General features: G+C 63.5%; 23 protein-coding genes and 1 tRNA gene. 11 read left to right on the forward strand and 13 right to left on the reverse strand.

Features of this window, described 5'->3' with window-relative positions:
• Window positions 1-22: 22 nt before the first annotated feature.
• The 4 genes from NJ75_RS14710 to NJ75_RS14725 form a co-directional block, all read right to left on the reverse strand.
• The gene (locus NJ75_RS14710; protein ID WP_039335831.1) at window positions 23-1,678 is read right to left on the reverse strand and encodes a choline dehydrogenase; all 1,656 of its coding nucleotides are present in this window, start codon (window positions 1,676-1,678) and stop codon (window positions 23-25) included.
• A gap of 77 nt (window positions 1,679-1,755) precedes the next feature.
• A complete protein-coding gene (locus NJ75_RS14715) occupies window positions 1,756-2,514 on the reverse strand; it encodes a glucose 1-dehydrogenase (RefSeq protein WP_039335726.1) in 759 nt (252 codons plus the stop codon).
• 23 nt (window positions 2,515-2,537) lie between these two features.
• A complete protein-coding gene (locus NJ75_RS14720) occupies window positions 2,538-3,041 on the reverse strand; it encodes a nuclear transport factor 2 family protein (RefSeq protein ID WP_039335727.1) in 504 nt (167 codons plus the stop codon).
• 187 nt (window positions 3,042-3,228) lie between these two features.
• Window positions 3,229-5,784, reverse strand: a complete 2,556-nt coding sequence (locus tag NJ75_RS14725) for a TonB-dependent receptor (RefSeq protein WP_052242525.1) — start codon at window positions 5,782-5,784, stop codon at window positions 3,229-3,231.
• 324 nt (window positions 5,785-6,108) lie between these two features.
• Between NJ75_RS14725 and NJ75_RS14730 the strand changes: the two genes are divergently transcribed.
• Together NJ75_RS14730 and NJ75_RS14735 are read left to right on the forward strand one after the other, a co-directional pair.
• Window positions 6,109-6,867, forward strand: a complete 759-nt coding sequence (locus tag NJ75_RS14730) for an SDR family NAD(P)-dependent oxidoreductase (protein ID WP_039335728.1) — start codon at window positions 6,109-6,111, stop codon at window positions 6,865-6,867.
• A 5-nt stretch (window positions 6,868-6,872) separates the two neighbouring features.
• Window positions 6,873-8,168, forward strand: coding sequence for an MFS transporter (locus tag NJ75_RS14735; protein ID WP_052242526.1), 1,296 nt, complete (start codon window positions 6,873-6,875; stop codon window positions 8,166-8,168).
• Window positions 8,169-8,175: 7 nt separating this feature from the next.
• Here NJ75_RS14735 and NJ75_RS14740 read toward each other — a convergent pair whose 3' ends face one another.
• The 6 genes from NJ75_RS14740 to NJ75_RS14765 all read right to left on the reverse strand — a co-directional run bounded on the left by NJ75_RS14740 (window position 8,176) and on the right by NJ75_RS14765 (window position 12,343).
• Entirely contained in the window at window positions 8,176-8,523 is a 348-nt protein-coding gene (locus NJ75_RS14740; protein WP_039335730.1) for a type II toxin-antitoxin system RelE/ParE family toxin, read from the reverse strand.
• A complete protein-coding gene (locus tag NJ75_RS14745; RefSeq protein WP_039335732.1) occupies window positions 8,520-8,810 on the reverse strand; it encodes a type II toxin-antitoxin system Phd/YefM family antitoxin in 291 nt (96 codons plus the stop codon). Before NJ75_RS14745 ends, NJ75_RS14740 begins: the two co-directional genes overlap by 4 nt.
• A gap of 63 nt (window positions 8,811-8,873) precedes the next feature.
• A complete protein-coding gene (gene folE, locus NJ75_RS14750) occupies window positions 8,874-9,452 on the reverse strand; it encodes a GTP cyclohydrolase I FolE (protein WP_039335734.1) in 579 nt (192 codons plus the stop codon).
• Window positions 9,453-9,456: 4 nt separating this feature from the next.
• Window positions 9,457-10,935, reverse strand: a complete 1,479-nt coding sequence (locus NJ75_RS14755; RefSeq protein ID WP_039335735.1) for a flavin-containing monooxygenase — start codon at window positions 10,933-10,935, stop codon at window positions 9,457-9,459.
• Between the two features lie 105 nt (window positions 10,936-11,040).
• Window positions 11,041-11,580 (reverse strand): nuclear transport factor 2 family protein, encoded by a 540-nt coding sequence (locus tag NJ75_RS14760; protein ID WP_052242527.1) that lies wholly within the window; start codon window positions 11,578-11,580, stop codon window positions 11,041-11,043.
• On the reverse strand, window positions 11,573-12,343 hold the full coding sequence (locus NJ75_RS14765) for an SDR family NAD(P)-dependent oxidoreductase (protein ID WP_039335736.1): 771 nt from the start codon (window positions 12,341-12,343) through the stop codon (window positions 11,573-11,575). The genes NJ75_RS14760 and NJ75_RS14765 overlap by 8 nt, the downstream gene beginning before the upstream one ends.
• A gap of 176 nt (window positions 12,344-12,519) precedes the next feature.
• On the opposite strand from NJ75_RS14765, the gene NJ75_RS14770 reads away from it, so the two are divergent.
• Complete coding sequence (locus NJ75_RS14770; protein ID WP_039335737.1) at window positions 12,520-13,428, forward strand: SDR family NAD(P)-dependent oxidoreductase; 909 nt, start codon at window positions 12,520-12,522, stop codon at window positions 13,426-13,428.
• A gap of 71 nt (window positions 13,429-13,499) precedes the next feature.
• On the opposite strand, the gene NJ75_RS14775 is transcribed toward NJ75_RS14770, so the two are convergent.
• Window positions 13,500-13,790 (reverse strand): DUF2218 domain-containing protein, encoded by a 291-nt coding sequence (locus tag NJ75_RS14775; RefSeq protein WP_039335738.1) that lies wholly within the window; start codon window positions 13,788-13,790, stop codon window positions 13,500-13,502.
• 167 nt (window positions 13,791-13,957) lie between these two features.
• On the opposite strand from NJ75_RS14775, the gene NJ75_RS14780 reads away from it, so the two are divergent.
• From NJ75_RS14780 to NJ75_RS14800, 7 genes are all read left to right on the forward strand, one after another.
• Window positions 13,958-14,031, forward strand: a tRNA-Gly gene (locus NJ75_RS14780).
• A gap of 541 nt (window positions 14,032-14,572) precedes the next feature.
• Complete coding sequence (locus NJ75_RS14785) at window positions 14,573-15,391, forward strand: MBL fold metallo-hydrolase (protein ID WP_156135812.1); 819 nt, start codon at window positions 14,573-14,575, stop codon at window positions 15,389-15,391.
• Between the two features lie 4 nt (window positions 15,392-15,395).
• Window positions 15,396-16,274 (forward strand): enolase C-terminal domain-like protein, encoded by an 879-nt coding sequence (locus tag NJ75_RS24905; protein WP_211257947.1) that lies wholly within the window; start codon window positions 15,396-15,398, stop codon window positions 16,272-16,274.
• A gap of 49 nt (window positions 16,275-16,323) precedes the next feature.
• Window positions 16,324-16,740, forward strand: a complete 417-nt coding sequence (locus tag NJ75_RS25375; protein WP_280513108.1) for an enolase C-terminal domain-like protein — start codon at window positions 16,324-16,326, stop codon at window positions 16,738-16,740.
• 9 nt (window positions 16,741-16,749) lie between these two features.
• Window positions 16,750-17,016 carry a hypothetical protein gene (locus NJ75_RS24400; protein ID WP_156135813.1) on the forward strand — a complete coding sequence of 89 codons (267 nt, stop codon included), beginning with the start codon at window positions 16,750-16,752 and terminating at the stop codon, window positions 17,014-17,016.
• The gene (locus tag NJ75_RS14795; protein WP_052242529.1) at window positions 17,003-19,087 is read left to right on the forward strand and encodes a methyl-accepting chemotaxis protein; all 2,085 of its coding nucleotides are present in this window, start codon (window positions 17,003-17,005) and stop codon (window positions 19,085-19,087) included. The genes NJ75_RS24400 and NJ75_RS14795 overlap by 14 nt, the downstream gene beginning before the upstream one ends.
• A gap of 5 nt (window positions 19,088-19,092) precedes the next feature.
• Window positions 19,093-20,613, forward strand: a complete 1,521-nt coding sequence (locus NJ75_RS14800; protein WP_039335739.1) for a chemotaxis protein CheW — start codon at window positions 19,093-19,095, stop codon at window positions 20,611-20,613.
• A gap of 248 nt (window positions 20,614-20,861) precedes the next feature.
• Here NJ75_RS14800 and NJ75_RS14805 read toward each other — a convergent pair whose 3' ends face one another.
• Both NJ75_RS14805 and NJ75_RS14810 read right to left on the reverse strand, forming a co-directional pair.
• On the reverse strand, window positions 20,862-21,389 hold the full coding sequence (locus tag NJ75_RS14805; RefSeq protein WP_039335740.1) for a VOC family protein: 528 nt from the start codon (window positions 21,387-21,389) through the stop codon (window positions 20,862-20,864).
• Between the two features lie 10 nt (window positions 21,390-21,399).
• On the reverse strand, window positions 21,400-22,161 hold the full coding sequence (locus NJ75_RS14810) for an SDR family NAD(P)-dependent oxidoreductase (protein ID WP_039335742.1): 762 nt from the start codon (window positions 22,159-22,161) through the stop codon (window positions 21,400-21,402).
• Window positions 22,162-22,302: 141 nt separating this feature from the next.
• Between NJ75_RS14810 and NJ75_RS14815 the strand changes: the two genes are divergently transcribed.
• Window positions 22,303-23,121: an SDR family oxidoreductase gene (locus NJ75_RS14815; RefSeq protein ID WP_039335744.1), complete on the forward strand. Its 819-nt coding sequence runs from the start codon at window positions 22,303-22,305 to the stop codon at window positions 23,119-23,121.
• Window positions 23,122-23,214 lie beyond the last annotated feature (93 nt).

Here is a 23,214-nt window from a genome sequence, read left to right on the forward strand (position 1 = left end):
CGCAATGGCCTTCATCACATTATCACACCAGTTCTGCCACCCGCGTATCGGCCGGAGCGAGCGGCGCCCGCCCCCGGATCACGTCGGCGATCTTCTCGGCGATCATGATCGTCGGCGCATTGGTGTTGCCACCGATCAGCGTCGGCATGACCGAGGCATCGATCACCCGCAGGCCTTCGAGGCCGATGACCTTGCAGTCCTTGTCCACCACCGCCATCGGGTCATCGCGCGTGCCCATCTTCGCAGTGCCGACCGGGTGGTAGATTGTCTCGCCCCTGGCGCGCACCCAGGCGTCGATGTCGGCATCGGATTGCACATGCGCCCCGGGCCAGATCTCCTCGCCGCGATAGGGTGCCAATGCCTCCTGCCCCGCCACCTTACGGGCGATGCGGATGCCCTCGCGCACCACGCGGCGGTCTTCCTCGGCGGCGAGGAAGTTCGCAAGGATCGCAGGGTCGGCGTAAGGATCAGCGCTGCTGAGCGAGACCTGCCCCCGACTGTCCGGGCGCAACTGGCAGACGTGGATGGTGAAGCCATCGCGCTTGGCCTGGACCTTGGCATGTTCCTGCATGATCGCGATGACGAAGTGGATCTGCAGGTCGGGCCGATCAAGATCGGGGCGCGACTTGAGGAAGGCGCCGGCCTCCAGCCCGTTCTGCCGCCCGGTGCCCTTGCCGGTCAGCAGGTATTGCAGACCGACCTTGAGCTGCCGCAACCCCTTGATCTCGTTGTAGAGCGAGATCGGCTGGGTGCAGGCCCAGTTGAGCGTGACGTCCAGGTGATCCTGAAGGTTCGCGCCCACGCCCTTCAGCGCATGGACCGGCGCAACGCCCTTGGCCTTCAGCGCCTCGTGATCGCCAATGCCGGAGAGCTGGAGGATCTGCGGGGACTGGAACGCGCCTGCGCAAAGCAGCACTTCGCGCGTCGCGCTGGCGCGGATGACCGGTTTGCCCTGACCAAGCGAATAGTCCACGCCCACAGCGCGCCCGTTCTCCACCACGATGCGGTGAACCCGCGCGCCGGTCACCACGTTCAGGTTGCCGCGCTTGCCCGCAATCGGCGCGAGGTAGCCACGCGCCGCACTCCAGCGCTGGCCATCGTGGATGGTCAGCTGGTAGCGGCCGAAGCCCTCCTGATCCGCCCCGTTGAAATCGGGCGTGACCTTGTGCCCGGCCTGCCGCCCGGCCTCGATGATCCCGCGATAGAGCGGATGGTGCGAATTCTCGCCCCAGCTGACCTTCAGCGGCCCGCCCGCACCGTGGAAGGCATCGGCACCGTCGCAATTGTCCTCGGCCTTGCGGAAATAGGGCAGCACATCGGCCCAGGACCAGCCTTCCAGCCCCATCTGCCGCCACTGGTCATAATCGCGCGCGTGGCCCCGGATATAGACCATGCCGTTGATCGCCGACGAGCCGCCGAGGCCGCGCCCACGCGGATGCCACATCCGGCGATTGTCCATGTGCGGTTCCGGTTCCGACCAGAAACCCCAGTTGTGCTTGCTCTTCTGCTTGATCAGCGTGCCCACGCCCGCCGGCATCCGCACCAGGACTGACGTGTTGGGCCCGCCGGCCTCGAGCAGCAGCACACGCGTCTGCGGGTCTTCGGACAGGCGCGCGGCAAGCACCGAGCCCGCGCTGCCCGCACCGATCACGATAAAGTCGAAAGCGCCTGTCGCCATCATCCACCTGTCCCGATTCCGCGTTGCTCGCGGTTACTGACACAGGGGTAATTAAGCGCGCGATTAAATGCAAGGCGTCAGAACGCCGTAGCGCCCCCATCGACGACCATGGCATGTCCGGTGACGAAGCTTGCCGCAGGCGAGCACAGCCACACCACCGCCTCGGCGATTTCGCTGGCCTGTCCCATCCGGCCCATCGGCGTCATCCCGTCGATCAGCGCCTTCATTTCCGCGTTCTGCACCAGCGGCGCGGTCATCGGCGTTTCGATCACGCCAGGGCAGACCGCATTGACGCGGATGCCGGCCTTGGCCCAGCGCAGCGCGCCATGGCGAGCAAGGCCGACCACGCCGTGCTTGGCGGCGGTATAGGCAGGCTGTCCGCCATTGCCGACCAGCCCGTTGATCGAGGCAGTGTTGACGATTGCGCCGCCGCCGTTCTGCAGCATGTAAGCCGCCTCCTCACGCATGCAGCGCATCACGCCGGAAAGGTTGATCGCGATGTCGCGCTCCCAGATCGCGTCGTCGTACTGGTCGTCGGTGATGCGGTTGATCCCGGCATTGTTGAATGCACAGTCGAGCCCGCCGAACGTTGCGACCGTGGCCGCGACCATCGCCTTGACCTCGCCCGCGTTGCTCACGTCGCAGCGCACGAACGCGGCCTTGCCGCCTGCAGCCTCGATCAAAGTTACCGTTTCAGCACCGCCTGCCTCGTTCACGTCGCTGACCATGACGCTCGCGCCGGAACGCGCGAATGCCTCTGCCGCCGCACGGCCAATGCCGCCGCCTGCGCCCGTGACCAGTGCCACCTTGCCATCAAGGCCGTAATTGATTGCCATGTCTGGATTTCCCTTTCGAAGGTTCAGGCTGCCGGCGGCTCGGCCAGCGCGATCACGGTCACGCTCCCGTCCTCGCCGACCTGCTCGGTCAGCATCGAAGTCACGCGGCTGACAGTCTCGACGATCCACCAGCGGCCGTCGCGCTTTTCGTAAACGTCATCGTATTCCACCGCGAGGCGGACGACCTGGCGTGGCCCGGTCAGGATCGTGCGGAAATTGAGCGACCACTTGCCCGTCGCCCGCGTGCCGCTTTCAAGATCGATCTGCCAGTTGGTGGCGTGGTGGATGTCATAGACGCCGCCATTGCAGGCCATCTGCTGATAGATCGCGACAAATGCATCGCGGTCATCGAACTCGGGAAAGTTTTCATAGGCGATGCGGATCTTGCCGGTGGCGAAGCAATCGCGCACATCTTCGACCTGCTTGAGGTCGCAGGCGCGCAGGTAGCGCGCCTTCAGCGCCCGGATCGCTTCCTTGTCCTCAAGCGCGGTCAGCCGCGCGGCGAGGTCTTCAAGGCTGATCGTCATCACGGCTCTCCCACACGAACCTTGCATGATTCGCTTTGTCACTAGCTATAGGGATACGCATTCCGTTGTGAAGATGCGTTTTCGTTATATGAACGCGTAATAACAGAAAAGCCCCGCCCCTGCACTTGCAGAAGCGGGGCCACCCGAAGACGGTTGCCGGAGGACCGGCGCCCATCCTCCCCAAAGATCAGAACTTCACGCCCACCGTCACGCCATATGTGCGCGGATCGGCGTAGTAGCCGCCGCCATAGCCCAGCTGGCCGAAGTCGATTGCGCGGACGAGGTTGTGCTCGTCGGTCAGGTTCTTGACCCAGAAGCGCACCGCCGCCTCGCTCCCGGCAAGGGGGATGCGATCGATCGCCACCTGCGCGTCGACGATATTGCGATTGTCGCCCTTCAGCACTTCGTTGAACGGCGAGGACAGCACGTTCGAGAAGCTGTACTTGCCGTCTTCGTAGGCATAGCTGACCCGGCCGGTCAGGCGCATGCCGTTGTCGCCCAGCGGGAACTGCGCATTCATCGCGACATTTGCGGTGAACGGCGAGGTGTAGCCCGGCGTGGCATAGGCCGCGATGTTGACCAGCGGCTGACCTGCAGCGACCGGAAGCCCGGCGAGGAACTCCTTGTACTTGATGTCGACGTAACCGGCGTTCGCCTCGAAGGTGAAGTTGTCGGTCAGCACCGCCGTCAATTCGGCTTCGACGCCGGTGTAGGTGACCTTGCCGGCGTTCGTGACCTTGGTGGCGAAAGTGCCCGGAGCAAGGTTGGTGATCGGCACGGCGATCGCCAGATCCTTGTACTCGTTGTAGTATCCAGCAAGATTGAAGCGCACCTTGCGGTCGAACAGTTCCGACTTCAGGCCCACTTCGTAGGACGTGACGTTCTCCGGCTTGAACGAAGGCAGCACGCCGGCCACCGCAGGGTCCTGCGCATTGAACCCGCCCGAACGATAGCCGGTGGCGATGCGGGCATAGAGGTTGACCTGGTCGGACACGTCATAGCCCAGCATCAGGTTCCAGGTGAACTTGCTGTAGCTGGCGCGGCCCTGCTCGGGCGTGGCAAGCGGGGCGGCGCCGTTCTGGCGGCGCACCATCGACTTGGTATCCCAGGTATAGCGGCCGCCGGCCGTCAGACGCAGGCCGCTGTCCTTGCCGCCGGGGTAGAACGTCGCCTGCCCATAGACCGCAGTGCTTTCCGCCGTCGCGGTGTAATCGAGCACCGAAAGCGTCTGCACCAGACGGTAGCGCGCCGGATTGGCCGCGACGAACGAGGGGCCGAGCGGGCCGAAGTTGCCGAGGAAGATTGAATTGGTATCGAGCACGAAGCCGCTGTTCTGCGGGTTGTACTCCGAACCCTTTTCCCAGAAATAGAAGCCGCCGAGCACCCAGTCGAGGCTGTCGCTCTCGTTGCCGATTTCAACCTCTTGGCTGAACTGCTTGTGGCGGCGCTTGTTGTTGGTGTCGAACAGGTTCTGCTGCACGGTCGGTACCGGCGATGCGGCGATGAACGGACGGAATGCTGCCGGGATCGACGGGATGAACTGCAGCAGACTTGCCGGCATGCCGTTGAACAGCGACGCCTGCGTGAAGCGCGGCGCAGTGAACGCGCCGATGCCATCAAGGTCGGTCACGCTGTCGTTGTTCCAGAAGCGGTAGCCGGTGGTGGACTTCAGGTGGAACGCGCCGAAGTCGTTCTGGACCTGCACGTTGTGGCCCCAGGCCTTGTCGGTTGAACGGCTGTTGATGTCGTTGCACACCGTGCGGCGCCAGTCGCGCGTCGGCGCGGCTAGAGCGGCGCAGCGCGGATCGAGGAAGTTGACCGTGTTCAGGAACGGCGCGACGGGCGCCTGCTGCGTCACCACCACCGGCACGCCGCCGACCACTTCGGGCGGACGCACCGCGCCGCTGGCGACATTGGTCAGCTGGAAGTTGATCGGCGAGGCGTCGATCTTGCTCCAGTCGAAGATGTACTGGATCGAGCCCGTGCCGCCGATGTCGGCCTTGGCGGCGATGCGGAAGGAATCGCCCTTGCGCGCACCGGGATCACGCGCATCGCTTGGCTCGTTGAGGTTGTCGACCACGCCGTTGCGCTGGCGGTGGCTGTAGGTGAAGCTGGTCGAGATGCCCGCGATCTCGCCCGGATCGAGCGTGATCTTGGCGTTGAACGCGTTGTAGTTGCCATAGCCGGCTTCGGCCGAAAGCTTGAATTCCTTCGACGGCGCACGCGAGATGAAGGCAATGCCGCCACCGGTGGTGTTGCGGCCGAACAGCGTGCCCTGCGGCCCGCGCAGCACTTCGACGCGGGCAACGTCGATCACGTCAAGCGCGCTGCCGCCCGAGCGGGCGATGAACACGCCGTCGACGTAAAGGCCGTTCGCGGTGTCGAGGCCAAAGGTCTCGGTCGCCGGCGTGGGAATACCGCGGATCGAGATGACGGCGGCATTGGCGTTGGTCGTGCCCTGCACGATGGTCACGTTGGGGGCGAGGCCGGACAGGTCCTTGGCATCGCGGATGCCCAGCTTCTCGACCTTGTCGGCGCTGATCGCGCTGATTGCCAGCGGCACGTCCTGCAGGTTCTGCTCGACCTTCTGCGCGGTCACGACGATCTGCTCCAGCTGGCCCTGGTCATCGCTGGCCTGCACGGGTTCATCCGCAGCATGGGCGGCAGATCCCAGCATCATCGACGCCAGGCTGGCGCCAAGCATCAGCCGCACGGCGAGCGTTGCGCAAGTGGTGGCCTTCATTGTTACTCCCCTCCAAACCGTTGTTGGCGCGGAAGATAGCTAATGCGTAGAAATTGACAAGTCGAAATACGCAAACATGCCATGACTCGCAGAAATGCGCCACTTGTCCGGGATATGGACCCGGCGATTCCCGCAAAAATGCAGCATGCCGATGCGCTCCAGAGCACTCGCATCGGCGCACGCCGCGAATCACAAGACTGGCTTTATGCGGAGATAAGAGCAAAAAATATCGCACGTTGCGCGATCATAATTCCGGTGATATGCATGTTTGCATAATTCTGGCGGCATTATGATCCGCAAATCGGCAATACGGGAGATTCTGGAATGAAGGGCCTCAAGGGCAAAGTCGGCATCGTTGCCGGCGGTGGGCGCGGCATTGGCGCTGCAACCGCACGGCGCCTCGCCGAAGAAGGCGCCCACGTCGTCATCGGTGACCTCATGGGCGACTGGGCCCGCGAAGTGGCGGAAAGCATCCGCTCAACCGGCGGCACCGCCACCGGCATCGAACTTGACGGCACCAAGGCCGATTCACAAGCCGCGATCGTGGCCTGCGCGGTAGAGACCTATGGCGGCCTCGACTTCTACCATTCCAACCTTGCGGGCGGCACCGGGGGCGACAACGACATCCTCGATTGCCCCGAGGACGTGCTCGACCTCAGCTTCGCGATCAACACCAAGAGCCACTTCCTCGCCACGCAGGCGGCGCTGCCGAAGATGCTCGAACGCGGCGGCGGCGCAATGATCTACACCTCCTCCGGCGCGGCATCGGGCGGCGCACCGTGGCAGGTTGCCTATCCGATGACCAAGAACGCCATCCATGCGCTGGCCCGCCACGTTGCCGCCAAGTTCGGCAAGAAGGGCGTGCGCGCCAACGTGATCTGCCCCGGCCTCGTCCTCACCGAAGCGGTCAGGCAGCACCTCACCGACGAGTATGTCGAGCGTGGCCTCGCCGCCGTGCCGCACGTCCGCCTCGGCCAGCCCGAAGACATCGCCGCCGCCGTGACGTTCCTGGCCTCCGACGATGGCGCCTGGGTCAACGGTCAGGTCTGGCACGTCAACGGCGGCGCGCAGATGCGGGATTGAGCCGCGTGGCCGCGACCATTCCGGCAGGCGCCGCCGCCACCCTGTCCACCAGTGGCAAGCCGCTGACCAACCGCTGGCTGGCGCTGACGCTGCTGGTCATGGTCGCGGTGCTCAACTATGCCGACCGCTTTCTGATCCCCGGCCTCGCCCAGCCGATCAAGGCGCACTTCGGCATCAGCGATACGGTGATGGGCGCGCTGATGGGCCCGGCCTTCGCGTTGCTCTACAGCCTGTTCACCCTGCCGATCGCGCGCGCCGCCGATCGCCGCTCGCGCGTGATGATCATTGCCTTGGGCTGCGGCTTCTGGAGCTTCTTCACCCTGCTGTCAGGGCTCGCCACCAACGCCGAAATGCTGGCGCTGGCCCGCGTCGGCGTCGGCATTGGCGAGGCCGCTTACCAAGCCCCTGCCGCCGCCCTGATCGCCGCCTATTTCCCCGCCAACGAACGGGGCCGCGCCTTCGCCCTGCTCGGGACCGCGATCTATGTCGGCCAGATGGCTGGCCTTGCCGGCGGCCCCGCCATCGCCGCCGCCTCGACCTGGCAGACCGCCTTCCACGCACTGGGCATGATCGGCATCGTCATCGCCTTGGCGACATGGCTGATCGTGCGCGAACCCGCGCGTGAGGTCATTGACGTCGCCACGCCCGTGCTCCCGCTCAAGCAGACGATGCGCCTGCTGGTCGGGACGCCGTCGGTCATGCTGCTGGCCACGGTGATGGCGCTGGGCTCGCTTTCGGGCGTGACCTTCGGCATGTGGGGCCCCGCCCTGTTCGAGCGCGCCTATGGTCTCTCGACGCAAGCCGCGGGCGCCACCTTCGCTCTGTCGTTCGGGCTGCCCGGCCTGTTGGGCGTGCTCGGCTTCGGCTTTCTCTCCGACAAGCTCGGCAAGGGCGATGCCACCGTTCAGCTCCGCCTCACCGCGCTGGCGCTCGGCGGCGCAACGACCACCATCCTGCTCGTCACCTGGAGCGACAGCCTGACCGTGGCCCGGCTGCTCGCGGTGCCTTCGGGCCTGCTCGGCGGCGGTTGGTCGGTCGGCGTGCTTGCCGGCCTGCAGTACATCCTGCCCAACAGCCACCGCGCCACCGGCACCGCACTGGTCCTGCTGATCTCCAGCATGTTCGCCAACGTACTCGGCCCGGTTCTGGCCGGACAACTTTCGGACTGGATCGCGGGAGCCGGTCCTCATGGCCTGCGCATTGGCCTGTCGGTCGCCATCCCCACCGGTTACATCGGCGTCTGGGCCGCCCTGCGCGCAATGCGCTCGTTCGAACGCGACAAGGCCGCGCTGGCGGGTTAGCGGTGGCTCAGCGCTTCAAGGCGAGCAGGCGGCGTTGGAACAGGGTCGAGAAGTCTCGTCGCGCATCTGCGACCAGCGCGATCGTCACCACTCCGTCCCCCAACTCGTAGATGATGCGATATGGCGAATGTGAAACCTGCCGCCACGGACTTCCGCGCAGTTCCAGTAATTCCACCGGCACCGGACCGCGCTCAGGATAGTGGGCAAGGCTGTCGATGAGTTGCATCATCGAATCCAGCAGCGCCTCGGCGCCGTCTGGCCCATCGGGTCCGCGCTGCGCAAGGCGGCGCCGATAGATTTCGAACAGATCGTTTTCCGCCTCGTCTTCAATTTCGACGCGATAGGTCCCCGTCATTCGACAAAGCGGGTTTCTTCAGCGGCACGGGCGCGGATACGGTCGGCCAGTCCCTCGACGGTCTTGACCTTCCCCGCCGCGATATTCTCCTTCGCCAGCGCCAGCAGCTTGAGCAGCGCCATTGTCTCCTGCATCTGGTAATAGCTTGCCGCATCCTGCAGCACGGCCTTGGCCTCGCCATTCTGGGTTATGACCAGCGGCTCGGCGCCTTCATTCAGTTCGCGCAGCACTTCGGCGGCGTTGGCTTTCAGGTAGCTGATCGGCTTGATGCGGCTTTCAAGACCCATGACGCGGCTCCATCCATATTCGGTCCGAATGTAGTCCGAATATGGATGACCAGCAAGCCGCCCTCAATAGCCCATCAGGCTCAGCACTTCCTTGCGGCTGCGGTTGTCCTCGAGGAACGTGCCCATCATCCGGCTCGTCACCATGCCCACGCCCGGCGTGCGCACGCCGCGCCCGGTCATGCAGCCGTGCTGCGCCTCGATTACGACAGCCACGCCGTGCGGACGCAGGTTGTCCCAGATGCACTGCGCCACTTGTGCGGTCAGCCGCTCCTGGATCTGCAGCCGCCGCGCATAGGCATGGAGCACGCGGGCGAGCTTCGAGATGCCCACCACCTTGTCGCGCGGCAGATAGGCAATGGCGGCCTTGCCGATGATCGGAGCCATGTGGTGCTCGCAGTGGCTCTGGAACGGGATGTCCTTGAGCAGCACCAGCTCGTTGTACCCGCCCACTTCCTCGAACTGGCGCGAAAGGTGCGAGGCCGGGTCCTCGGCATAGCCCTGGCAATACTCCCGCCACGCCCGCGCCACGCGCCGGGGCGTATCGAGCAGGCCTTCTCGGGCGGGGTCGTCCCCCGCCCAGCGGATCAGCGTGGCAATCGCCTGCTCGACCTCGGCAGGCACCTCCGGCTTGGTCGTCTCCATTGGGTCAGGCCGCGAACGCGAACTCTTCGGCCACCGGCTTGGCCATGGCATTGGCGAAGTCGTGATAGCCCCACGGCCAGGTCGCGGGAATGCCGGTCTTGTCGAGATACCAGCTAGTGCAGCCCGATCCGAAGATCGTCTTTTTCGCTGCCGCGATGCGCCGCGCCTCATACGCCTGATAGGCCGGTTCCAGCGGTTCCACCGTACGCGCTTCGCCCCGCCGCACCGGTTCGAGCAGTTGCTCGATGTATTCCCACTGCCGCTCGGCGATGTCGATCAGCGGGAAGTTGCCGACCGGCGCGCCGGGGCCGTTGAGCATGAAGAAGTTCGGGAAATCGGGCATCGCGATCGCATAGTGCGCAGTCGGCCGGGTCGCCCAGAATTCGTCGAGCGAGCGCCCGCCGCGCCCGGTCACCACCGCCGGGCGGATGAAGCTGTCGGCGCGGAAGCCGGTTGCCAGCACCAGCACGTCAAGTTCGTGCAAGGTGCCGTCCTTCATCAGCACGCCCTCCGGCACGATCCGCTCGATCGCACCCACTTCGACGGAAACGCCGGGGCGCTGCACGCACTCGTAGTACTCCCACGAATAGATCAGGCGCTTGCACGCGGCGTGATAATCGGGCCGCAGCTTTTCGCGCAATTCCGGATCGCGCACGCTCTGCTCCAGGTTCTGGCGGCACAGCTCCTCGATCTCGTGCATCTGCGGGCTGGTGAAGTCGGTCACGCCCTCGGTGAAGCGATAGACCGCCTCCCAGTATTGCGGGTCATTGCGGATCGCCTCGATCAGCGAAGGATCGGCGGCGAAGGCGGCGCGCTGTTCGGCGGTATATTCGAACTGGACCACCGGCATGATCCACTGCGGCGAACGCTGGAAGTGCACCAGCTTCGCCGCACGGCTGCTCAGCGCGTTGACGATCTGGATCCCGGTCGACCCGCAACCGATCACGCCGACGCGCGCGCCGTCGAGCACGGCGCTGTCATCCCAGCGCGCCGAATGGAACGCCTTGCCCTTGAACGTATCGAGCCCCGGCAGGTCCGGCATCTTCGGATGGTGCAGCACGCCCGTGGCAACGATCACCACGTCTGCCTCGTAGGTCGAGCCATCGACGATGCCGAGGGTCCATGTCCTCGTCGCATCGTCGAAAGTGCACGAGGTGACTTCGCTATTGAAGCGGATGTAGGGCACCACCCCGAAGCGTTCGGCCACGCCCTTGAAGTAGGCGTGGATCTCCGGCCCGGTGGCGTAGTAGGCGCTCCAGTCGGGGTTCAGGGCAAAGCTGTAGCTGTAGGCGTGCGACGGTGTGTCGCAGGTCAGGCCCGGGTAACGGTTATCGCGCCATGTCCCGCCCAGTTCCGCGCCTTTCTCGAACACTGCGAAGTCGGCATCGCCGCGCTGCAGCAGCTTGATCGCCGCCATCACGCCCGACATTCCCGCACCAATCACCGCATAGCGCAACCGCGCCTTCCCACCCGTCTCGCTCATTCTCTTCCCATTCTCGTGAGTGCCTGTTCAGTACCGGCCAGATCGCTCACCCCCGCGCCGGCGTCATCACCCGAACGTATTATGCGTATCGAAACCAACCGCTGATTACGCATCCGTCCGCGCAAACAGCGAAAGCCGCGCATGGACCGGATCGTCCGCCCCGGCCCGCCCGGTGCCGACGCCGCCACTGCCGAAATCGTCGCCCTGCGCGGCGGGCAGGTCCTCGGCATGATCGAGGATGAACGAGCGCCGGGCAAAGCGCCACACCCCGTCGCGCTGCTCGTAGTGATCCGCATAGCGCCCCCAGGCTACGAACTGCCGCTCGCCATCCAGCGTCAGGTGCCACGCCCGCGCCGTGATCTCGCCCTGGGCGCGCGTGCCGTCCACCACGAACAGCGCCGAGAGCGCCGTGTGCATCGTCGCCCGCCAGTTCGCCATCATGCCCGGCAGCCACGCGATGTAGCCATCCACCGGCCCGCAGTAATAGGGCGTGTGATCGTCCACCGCGTCGTCATGGTAGAGGGTGCGCAGCAGATCCCAGTCGCGCCGGTCGATGCAGTGGCCATAGGCGGTGACGAGATGGCGCAGCGCCTCGCGCGCCATCAGTTCGTCAAGGCTGATCGGGTGCGGTGCCAGCTCAGACACCGAAGCCCCCGCCGACCGAAATGGTCTGCCCGGTGACGTAATTCCCGCGCGACGATGCGAAGTAGACCGCAGCCTGCCCGATGTCCTGCGGCGTGCCCCAGCGCTTCAGCGGCAGCATCGCCTTGACCGCGGCTTCCCATTCCGGCGTGAATGTGCCCGCCTCCTGCCCGATCTTGAACTGCCCGGCATCGATCACACCCACGAGAATCGAATTGGCGCGGATCTCGTTGTGACCCTCCTCCTTGGCGATGCCCTTGATCAGCGCCTCGTTGCAGGCCTTGGGCGCTACCGACAGGCCATCGAGCTTTGGCCACCAATCGTGCCCGGCAGAGCCGAGATGGACGAAGCTTCCCCCGCCGCTTGCGCGCATGTGCGGCAGCGCGGCGTGGACGGCATTGTTGAAGCCGAACGCCTCGATCTCCATCGACGTGCGGAACATTTCCTCCGTCCAGTCGGCAATCGCCACTTGCGGCACCACCGGCCCTGCCCCCCACACCACGCTATGCACCCGGCCATGCTGTTCGACCGCGCCCGCCAGCGCCGCCTGCACCTGCCCGCGGTCGCGCACGTCGGCGCGGTGAATCGTGGCCTTGCGCCCCAGCGCAGCGATCTCGTCGGCCACCGCGCGGGCCACATCCTCCTTCGAGCGATAGACCACCGCCACGTCGCTGCCCTCGCGCGCGAACTCCAGTGCCACGCCCCGGCCGATGCCGCCACTGCCGCCGAATACGATCGTTGCACCGGCCGGAAAAATCTCGCCCATACTATCTCCCGTTTTTCGCTTCGCGCTGAACTTGTCAGTTTATGTTACGCATTTGGTGCACCTTATCGGATGTGAGGTCAATCATGCGCAACATGGCCGGATTATCGCCAGCGCTTGCCCTGGTCACGCGACTTTTGTAAGTAACACTAACAATATCGGGCAGAGGAGCCGCAAAGGTGCAAGACTTCAACGATCAGATCGCGTTCATCACCGGCGGCGCTTCTGGCGCAGGGCTGGGGCAGGCGCAGGTCTTCGGCCGTGCCGGCGCAAAGGTCGTGATCGCGGATATCCGGGCCGAGGCCATCGATCAGGCGCTCGCCGCATTGCGCGCAGAGGGCATCACCGCCCACGGCCTCGTGCTCGACATCATGGACCGCGCTGCCTACGCCCGTGCCGCTGACGAAGTCGAAGCCGTGTTCGGCGCCGCGCCCACGCTGCTGTTCAACACCGCCGGGGTCAACAGCTTCGGCCCGGTAGAGAACACCAGCTACGACGATTTCGACTGGATCATCGGCGTCAATCTTGGGGGCGTAATCAACGGCATGGTCACGTTCGTGCCCCGCATGATCAAAAGCGGCAAGCCCGGCCACATCGTCACCACCTCGTCCCTCGGCGGCCTGATGGGCAGCGCGCTGGCCGCACCCTATTCGGCGGCCAAGGCTGCGGTGGTGAACCTGATGGAAAGCTACCGCCTCGGCCTTGAAAAGCACGGCATCGGCGTTTCAGTTCTATGCCCGGCCAACATCAAGTCCAACATCGCCGAAGCCAGCCGCCTGCGCCCCGCGCAGTTCGGCCAGAGCGGCTACGTCGAAAACGAGGACTCCATCGCCTCGCTCCACTCGATCCACCAGCACGGCATGGACCCGGTCGAACTCGCCGAGCACGTCAAGCGCGCGATTGAAGCCAACCAGCTCTACGTGATCCCCTACCCCGAAGCCAGGGACGGCCTGCGAGCCCACTTCGATCGGATCGTCGAATCGGTCCTCCCCCTCGAAGCCGACCCGGAAGGCGCCCGCCTGCGCACCGAAGCCCTGCAGAACTGGGCAGCCGATCGCGCGCGGGTGTTCATGGAGAAGCAGGAGTGATCTGACAGCACCAACGTCGATGCCCCCGCTTTCGTGAAAAGGAAGACGGGGGTGTTCGCGCCGTGAAGCTTTCAGTTCAGCGGCTGCCAGTCGAATGCCAGTTCGCCTTCGCGGTGCGCAAAACGATTGAGATGATCGGCGACAACCTGCTGCATTCGCGAAAGATCGCCTTCGCCGTCGATGGTGCACGTGACTTCAAGGGCTGAGTCGTGGGCCTTGAGATCGACTGGTCCGAACGGAAGGGCAACCCTACCCTCATGGGGATCAAAGGACACCTCGAACTTGTGGCCCCAATGCTTGCAGAGCTGCTGCAAGTAGCGGCTGGCGTTTGCGGTCGGGACTGTGGCGCGGCTGGAGGTCATGGATCACTCGCTTCTAAAGACTGTTTTCAATGCATCTAAGATATATCGTAATCACATCATGTCAACTGCCGACGCGAATTCATGCTTCATCCAAGGTTGACTAGATCGCCAAGTCCGTGGCAAGCGCCCTGCCTGCACCACGAGGCCAATGAGGCCTGCTGGCCCGAGCGGGTATAGCTTAGTGGTAAAGCTCCAGCCTTCCAAGCTGGCTATGCGGGTTCGATTCCCGCTACCCGCTCCAACTTCCCGTTCACCAGCACACCCAGATCGCTGTAATCCGCAATAAAGCGGACATTTTTGGCGTCACCGAGTCGCTTGAACCGCGAATATCTGCTGCACGAAGCAGCTTTTCGATGGGGCGGTTCAGTGCCGCGCCGCATGCTACCCTTTGGTTCTACATCACTGGCCAAGCTGAACATGTCAGCAAAGCTTATCAAGGTGCACAAATGCTCCAATAGCTTGGATCAATGCCCTTTCCGGACTGGACATAACGCGTCGTCACTTCAATCCCTTGTTGGCCGCGCATTGACGTCCCCACTTGGTCCGACGTTGCATGAGAACAGGCCGGAGAGGTGCAGACTATGACGAAGCTTCGCGTTCCCGCGATCGGTGCCAGCCTGATCTGCGCCCTGCTTGCAGCCCCGCTGCAGGCGACCGGCCCTGCCAGCTACCCCTAGCAAGCCGCATTTCCGGCGCAGGACAGCGCTGCGGTTGCGCGTCATCTTTCAGCCGCACGAAAGCTGGCAGAACCCGACTTGCTGCCGGAGTTCTACTGGCGCTGCATGACCAGCCCGCTCGACCGAAAGACAGTTTCCGCCATCCAGCACGACGGACTGGTGCCCGAGGCCCGGGTCTTCGATCAGCTCTATTCCATCGGCCAGAATGCGGTTTCGGCCTGGGCCTTGGACACGAGCGATGGCATAACTCTGATCGATGCCCTCAACAGCGAGGCGGAAGCCCGCGAGATCATGTTGCCCAACATGGTCCGGCTTGGCCTCGACCCGAAGCGTATCCGCTATCTGATCGTGACGCACGGCCATGGGGACCACTGGGGCGGCGCAAAGTTCTTCCAGGACACTTACGGCGCAAAGGTTGTGCTGTCGCAGGCGGATTGGGACATGATCGAAAGACCGGATCGCGGCGGCGGTCATTTTGCCGACCTGCTTCCGCCGCGGCGCGATATCGTAGCCAGGGACGGAGACAAGATCACGCTCGGCCAGACCACGGTGAAGCTCTATGTCACTCCCGGACATACGCCCGGCACGCTGTCGATGATCTTCCCGGTGACCGACAAGGGCAAGAAGCACGTTGTCGGCCTCATGGGTGGCACCGGCGGCGGCAGCAGCAGCGAAACCATCAAAACTCAGATTGCCTCGCTGATCCGGTGGTCTGGCCTTGGCAAGACGGCCGGGGTGGATGCGCTGATAAGCAATCATCCGGCGCACATCAGCGCCATCGAAAAGATTCAGCTGCTCCGCAACGATCTCGCAACCGATCCCAATCCGTTCGTCTACGGCATCGATCGTGCCCAAAGATTCGCGCGCGTGATGGAGAAGTGCTCGCGCGTGCAGCTCGCTCGCATGGGTGAAAGCGGAGAATGAGCTGATGGCACATGGCGCAATGGGCGATCCCGGACGACGGGTGCGCATCGTCGACATCAAGGTCACGCTGATCGCCTTTCGCGATCCCCCGCTGCGCAACGCGGCCGGCGTGCATGAACCCTACGCCTTGCGATCGATCATCGAGATCACGGCATCGAACGGCCAGACCGGCCTGGGAGAAGGGTACGGCGATGCGGCATCGCTGATGGCGCTCGAAGCGGTAGCGCCCCGTCTGATCGGCCTCGAGATCACGGACCTCAACGGTCTGCGAAACAGGATCGGCGAAACGCTTGCAGGACTGCCACCCCCTCCTCCCGGCCAGGAGTTGGCGCCGGGTTCGGTCCCTGCCCGGCAGGGCGCAAGTTGCCTTTCCGCCTTCGAAGTCCCGCTGCTCGATCTTCAGGCAAAGACCGCCGGGTTGCCGCTCCATGCCTTGCTGGGCGGTGCCGTGAGACGCGAGGTGCCGTTCAGCGCCTACCTATTCTTCAAGTTCGACCGGCATATCGACACTCCGGACCGGCCCGACAGCTGGGGGGAAGCCGCCACGCCCGACCAGATCGTGGCGCAGGCACGCCGGATGATAACCAGGCATGGCTTCAGGGGCATCAAACTGAAGGGCGGCACCCTTCCTCCGACGATCGAGGTCGCCAGCATCGAGGCATTGGCAGAAGCCTTCCCGGGATATCCCTTGCGCATCGAGCCGAACGGGGCGTGGTCCATGGAAACGGCCATCTCGGTTGCGGCAAGGCTGGGACATCTTATCGAGTACTACGAGGATCCCGTCGACGGGCTCGATGCATGGCCGAGTTGCATCGGCAGACCGGCCTGCCTTTGGCGACGAACATGGTCGTCACCTGCTTCGATCACGTGCGGCAAAGCGTAGCGAAAAATGCCGTGCAGATCGTGCTCTCTGACCACCACTACTGGGTGGCCTGGGGGCAAGCCAGCATCTCGCCACGATCTGCGCAACCTTCGGGCTTGGCCTTTCCATGCATTCGAACTCGCACCTGGGCACCAGCCTGATGGCAATGGCGCATCTCGCGGGAACAACGCCGAACCTTACCTATGCCTGCGATACGCATTACCCGTGGGTGGAGGACGATGACGAAGTTCTGGTGGGAGGCAAGATCGCCTTTCAAGAGGGCTGCATCATCGTAGGCGATGCGCCCGGTCTCGGCGTCGCGCTGGACCAGGAGCGCCTGCGCCGCGCGCACCAGGCCTTCCTCGACACGACGATCCTATCGCGCGACGACACGGCGCAGATGCGCAGGTACGCCATGTGTTCATCGATCCGAACATGCCGTTCGGGGGATTCAAGGAATCTGGCCAGGGCCGGGATTTCGGGGTGAACTGGCTGGATGGATATCTCGAAGACAAATCCGTGTGCATCGCGCACTGATCGCGCGCCGCTCTTTCAGAAGCGACTTGCCGGGGAGGTGCGCAGTCAAGGCGCGAGTAACGGGTCATTCCCCCAAAGTCCTGATATCGATCGCCGTCAAATGAAAACCGGGTTGATTCCAGGATTACTGTGTCAAGTTGCGACGTCATCACAACTGCTCGTCGCGATTGGAAGACACATGGGGGATTGGCAGAAGGTTCCGCAGGATGAAAATGGAAAAGGTTGACGTAGCCAATGCGATTTCTGGCGACGCCAGTGATCGACAGACTCTCTTGGCTATCGACCAGGCCTTTGCCATGATCGAGTTCGACACTGCCGGCACTATCCTGCGCGCCAATACACGCTTCCTCGACCTCATGGGCTACACGGCCGAGGAATTGATTGGACAGCACCACAGTCTGCTTTGCGAAAGGCAATACGCCAACTCGGCATCCTACCGCACTCTCTGGGAAAGCTTGGCCAAGGGTGACGAGCAGCAGGGCGAATTCTGCCGCCGCTGCAAGGACGGCAGGCAGGTATGGCTTCAGGCCAGTTACAATCCGGTCAAGGACGATGACGGCGCAACACTGCGAGTGGTCAAGATCGCCATGGACGTTACGCAGCAACGCCTGGAAGCGCTTGCTGCCGCAGGCAAACTGGCTGCCATAGAAAATGCCCAGGCAATGGTTGAATTTGACCTCTCCGGCAGGATCACGGCCGCTAACGATCTCTTCCGTGCGATGAAGGGGTTCGAGCCGGGGCAGGAATGCAACTTCACCCACAGGGATCTGTGCGACCCGGCCTTCGTCAAGACAGACGAGTATGCAAAGTTCTGGGACCGCCTTGTCAAGGGCGAGGCGATTTCGGGCACGTTCAAGAGACGCAGCTTGTCAGGCGCGGACGTGTGGATCCAGGCATCGTACGCAGCAATCCTGGACCTGACGGGCAAACCGCGACGCATAGTCCAGTTCGCGCACGACATTACCGAACAACGCCGCCGGGACGCGGAGTCGGAAGGCAAGGTGCGCGCCATCGAGCGTGCCCAGGCTGTCATCGAGTTCGACCTGCAAGGCAATGTGCTCGATGCCAATGCGAATTTCCTCGACCTGATGGGCTACCACATCGAAGAGATCCGCGGTCGGCACCACCGGATTTTCTGCGATGTATCGGCCATCCAGGGCGAGGAATACCGCAACTTCTGGGAAAACCTGGGACGCGGCGAATTCGAGACCGGTGAATTCAAGCGACTTCGCAAGGATGGCCGCGAGGTCTGGATCCAGGCCTCTTACAATCCGATCATGGATACCAGTGGCAAACCAGTGAAGATCGTGAAGTTCGCCTCCGACGTTACCGAGGAGAAGCTGCGCAGCAACGAATTCTCCGCCAAGGTAGATGCCATTGGCCGCAGCCTTGCGACGATCGAGTTCGATCTCGATGGCAAGGTGATAACCGCAAACGACAATTTTCTGCGCACCATTGGATATTCGTTGCGCGAAATCGTCGGCCAACACCACTCGATGTTCTGCTCGCCAGACTATATCCGCAGTTCCGATTACCGCGATTTCTGGATGAAGCTCAACGCCGGCCAGTTCCATTCTGGCCGCTTCCATCGCGTGGGCAAGTATGATCGCGATATCTGGATACAGGCCACATACAATCCGATCTTCGACCTGACGGGCAATCCCGTGCGTATCGTGAAGTATGCCTTCGACATCACCGAACAGGTGCAGATGGAGACGGCGATCACCGAACGCGCGCACGAGATGAACCTGCTATCAACCCAGCTTTGCAAATCGATCACGGAAATCACCGGATCGACGGATCAGGCGCTCTCGCTGTCACTGCAAACACGGGTTAACGCGGAACAGGGCGAAACAACGCTCGGCTCTGCCATCGAATCCATCGAACTGATTCAGAAATCCGCCACTTCCATCTCCGAAATCGTTCGCATCATCAGCGAGATCGCCGGGCAAACCAACCTGCTCGCCTTCAATGCCGAGATCGAGGCTGCCCGAGCGGGCGAGCATGGCGTGGGCTTCTCTGTCGTTGCCGGCGAGGTGCGCAAACTTGCCGAACGCAGCTCTGCCGCCGCGCGCGACATTTCACGACTTATAGATCAGTCCAATGCGCAAGTCGGCGAAGGCACCAACCGCTCCCGCATGGCGCGCAATGCATTTTCGGAAATCGTGTCCAGCGTTCAGCAGACCAATGCCGCAATAGAGGCGATTACGCGGCTTGCTGCCAACCAGGCACAGCTGACCGAAAATGTCGTTGGGCAGATTTCAAGACTTTCCGCCACAACCAACATCGCTGCCTGAAGACGATGACTGCGGTGCTGCAGCCGGGCGTACACGATACCTTGTTTGGCCTGATCCGCATTGCCGGGCTTTGCGCAGCACTGCCCGTGGCGGCAATCCGGGAAGTCGTACCCTGCCCGTCCAGACTGGAACCGTTCCCCGCATCTTGGCCTGACATAGCTGGCGCTCTCGAGCTGCGCGGCGAAGTCATTCCCGTGATTGACCTTGCCCAAGCACTGAACCCGTCAGTTGACGGTGGTGGACAGCAGTTTGACGAGCGCTCGATTGTCGTGATCCTGCGCCAGGAGCAGCACATCTTTGCGGTTCTGGCTGATGGCATCATCGGCGTCATGCCGCTCACCACCCGCGAGATAAGTCCGCTCAGCCAGGCTGCCACGGATGAAGGTGTGCGGCTGTTTTTCAGTACATTCCGCGTTGCCGCCCACAATGGCGTTGTACTTGATCCCGCAGCGATCATCGGATTGCCCGGAATGGTCACGGCCACCGATCGGGCCGCCAGCAAGGACGATTCCCGTCAGATCGACGAGCCCATCCTCGTGTTTACGGTTGCAGGCCTGCGGCTTGCTCTGCCAGCCAGCTGCGTCGATGCCAGCCTTCCTTCTGCCGATCTTTTGCCGACGCCAAAGGAAACAGAGCTCTGGATCGCGCAGCGCGAATACAAGGGCGCGGAAATCCCGGTGGTCGACACCCTGCATTTGCTCGGTCATGGATCGCTGCCAAAAGGCCGGCGAAGCGGTGCCGGCATTGTCGTGCGCACGCAATTGCCGAACCCTGTCCCGCCAGGCTGGACAGAGCCCTTCGGTCTTGTGGCGCTCCTGATCGACACCGTGGACGACATCGGCCGGTTCGCTGCCCGATGTTTCTCGCCACTTCTGCAGGACGCCGTAGCCGGCGCGGTCCTGTCTCTGGGGATACTCGAAACGGCTGACGGCAGCGCACTCCTGATCAACGCGCAGAAGCTTGCCGCGCACGAAGGCCTCCGCAATCTTGGCGTGATCCGCAATGTGCAGGAGACCGCAACAACTGCAGTACGTATCGGGCAAGCCGACGAGTTGACAACGCGCCCGACCGAAAAGCCGTTTCTTGTTTTCTCAGTTGGTGATCAGCGCTTTTCGACCCCGCTTGGCTCGGTCGAGGAGATCCTGCTCGCCCAAGCCGCCACCCTGCCCATGCCATCGGGCGATTGCGGCATGCTGGGCCTATTCGCATCACGTGGGCACTGCGTCCCGCTACTCGACCTGTCTTACGTCCTGGGCGAAGCCGCCACCCGCGATGGGCGATATATCATAGTCACGCGAACCGACCATCCTGATGGCCTGCGCCGCGCCGGATTTCGCGTCGACGAACTGCATTCGGTCGATCGCAAGGCGCTGCAGGAAGTTGGGGCGAAGGACCGGACTGCACATTTGCCTGGCCTGCCCGGGCCGACCATCCGGTTGAGCGATGGTCACGCCTGCACGGTGCTCGACCTTGCCGGCGCAGCGGAGCGGCTGTTGAACGTCCAGCAGGAAGCGGCTCGCAACTGAGCGAACGAAAAGGCCGCCTATCGGCAACCTCACTTGCCCGGGTAGTTCTGCGTCCCCGGCAACCCGCGCCATCTCCACCCTGAAGGACGACATTCGGCGGACCACGACGCGGAGACAGACCCAGCCGCAAGGCCACCTTTGTAACGCTTCATTCGTTTGACACGACGCAGGACGCTGCGCGTGCAAAGCGCCAGGCTTTCAGCTGCGATACGCGCAGCGAACGCTGCCCGCGCTCCACCGCGAAGGGATCAGTCCGGCGCGATCACGCCCTCGCCCTCGCGCCACACGGGACGGATCTGCGGGTCGTCGTAGATCTCCATGATCTCGAACACGTTGCCGAAGAAATCGCGGCAATAGGTTGCGGCATAGCCGTGGCGGCGGCCGTCATCGTCCACCGTGATGCCCGCCATCGAAGGTGGCGCATGAACGCGGATGCCGGCGTCGAGCAGGCGCTGGTAGCAGGCCTGGATATCGTCCACCTGCACGGCGAAGTGGGTATAGCCGTGGTGGTTCACGCCGCGGTCCGGGTCCTGCCGCTCGGGCGCGGGCGCGGAATATTCGAACACCTCGATATGGGCATTGCCCAAGCGGCACATGAACTGCCGCGCCGCACTGCCCTTCAGCCCGATCACCTCGTCGATGAACGGATTGTCCCGCCATTCCAGCGGCGGCCCCACCTCGACCGCGCCCAGCAGGTCGAGGTAGAACGCGCGTGCCTTGTCGAGATCGGGGACCGAGACCCCGATATGCTGGATCCCCTTGGCCCCGATGCTCATGGTCTGGTCCTCAGAACTGGACGCGCTTGGTAAAGCCGCCGTCGATCACCAGGTTGGTGCCGGTGGTATAGGACGATGCCGGGCTGGCGAGGAACACCACGGCCTTGGCCACGTCGTCCGGCCCGCCAAAGCGGCCCAGCGCAAATCCGGCCTCTACCGACTTGTACAGATCGGGCGCAGCGCCTTCGATCACGTCCCAGTTGCCGCCGGGGAACTTGATCGGCCCGGGCGAAACCGCGTTGACGCGAATGCCCTTCGGCCCCAGCGCCTGGCTGAGCTGCCCGGCATAGACGATCAGCGCGCCCTTCAGCGCATTGTAGCCCTGCGGCACGATGAAGGTTTCAAGCCCCGCCGTCGACGACAGGATCACGACCGAACCGTCATCCGACTTTTCAAGGTAAGGCTCCAGCACTTCCACGCCGATCACCGAGCCCATGATGTCGTGGTCCAGGCCTTTCTGCCAGTCACCGGTCTGGCCCGAACCCGAGGTCGAGATCATCGGAATGAAGATGTCGCAACCGCCAAGGCTTTCTGCCGCCTGTGTCAGCCAGGCGCGATAGGCGTCCGGGCCCGAATCCATGTCGAAGGCCGAGCCGAAGACCTTGCCCCCATGCTTTTCGAGGCTCGCCGCGGTTTCGGCAACCTGTTCGGCATTGCGCGAGCAGAACGCGATGTCCGCACCTTCGGCAGCAAGGATTTCCACCGTCGCCCGCCCGATGCCGCGGCTGCCGCCGGTCAGGATCACCTTCTTGCCCTTGAGTCCGAGATCCATGTTGTCGCTCCTCTATCCCGTGCAGAATCCGTTGCAGCGTTCTTGAAGGGGGTGGCCATGGCAAGCCACTCCCCTTTTGAACAGGAAATGCGCTGGCCCATCGAGTGGTAGCCAGCAGGAAACGCGATTGGGAGCAAGGATATGACCAAGGGTACGTGCCGTCTCGAAGGCAAGACCGCCGTGGTGCTGGGCGCCAGCAGCGAAGGCAACATGGGGCAGGTCATCGCCCGGCGCCTGATCGAAGAAGGCGCGCATGTGCTCGTTTCGGGCCGCAAGGAAGCCGTGCTGGCAAGCTTCGCCGCGCAGACCGGCTGCGCATGGGCGCCGTGCGACATCACCGACGAAGCCAGCGTCAACGCCCTGGCCGATACTGCGTCCGAAAAGCTCGGCGGCATCGACATCGCGATCAACGCCACCGGCTGGGGCCTGCTCAAGCCCTTCCTCGAGGTCACCCGCGCCGAACTCGATGCGATGAGCGCGCTGCAGCTGGTCGGCCCGCACCAGTTCTTCCAGGCGATGATCCGCAAGATGGCGAAGTCGCTTGGCGGGCGCGGCGGTTCGCTGATGACGATCAGCTCGGCCACCGCCACGATCATGCTCAACGATCACGCGATCTACATGGGCACCAAGGCCGGGACCGATCACATCGTGCGCTGCATCGCGCATGAGTTCGGCCACGAAGGCATCCGCGCCAACTCGATCTCGCCGGGCCTCACCGATACGCCGATGAATGCCGAGGCCAAGCAGGTCCCCGGCCTGTTCGAATCGTTCCGCAATTCCTATCCGCTTGGCCGCTGGGGCACTTCGGAGGACGTCGCCGCCGCCGTCGTGTTCCTCGCCAGCGACGAATGCTTCATGACCGGGGAAAACCTGCAGGTGAATGGTGGCCTGACCTTGCGCCGCAACCCCACGCGCGAGGAAATCAACGCCGCGGTGGCCAAGGCCATGGCCGAGGGTTGATCGACCACGACCCGTTCTTGAGATGTTTCGCTTGGCCGTTGCACGTTTGAAGGAAATCGGTTAACCAGTCGCCCAAACAGCTTCAAACAGGCG

It is taken from the genome of Novosphingobium subterraneum, assembly GCF_000807925.1.
Classification (GTDB): domain Bacteria; phylum Pseudomonadota; class Alphaproteobacteria; order Sphingomonadales; family Sphingomonadaceae; genus Novosphingobium; species Novosphingobium subterraneum.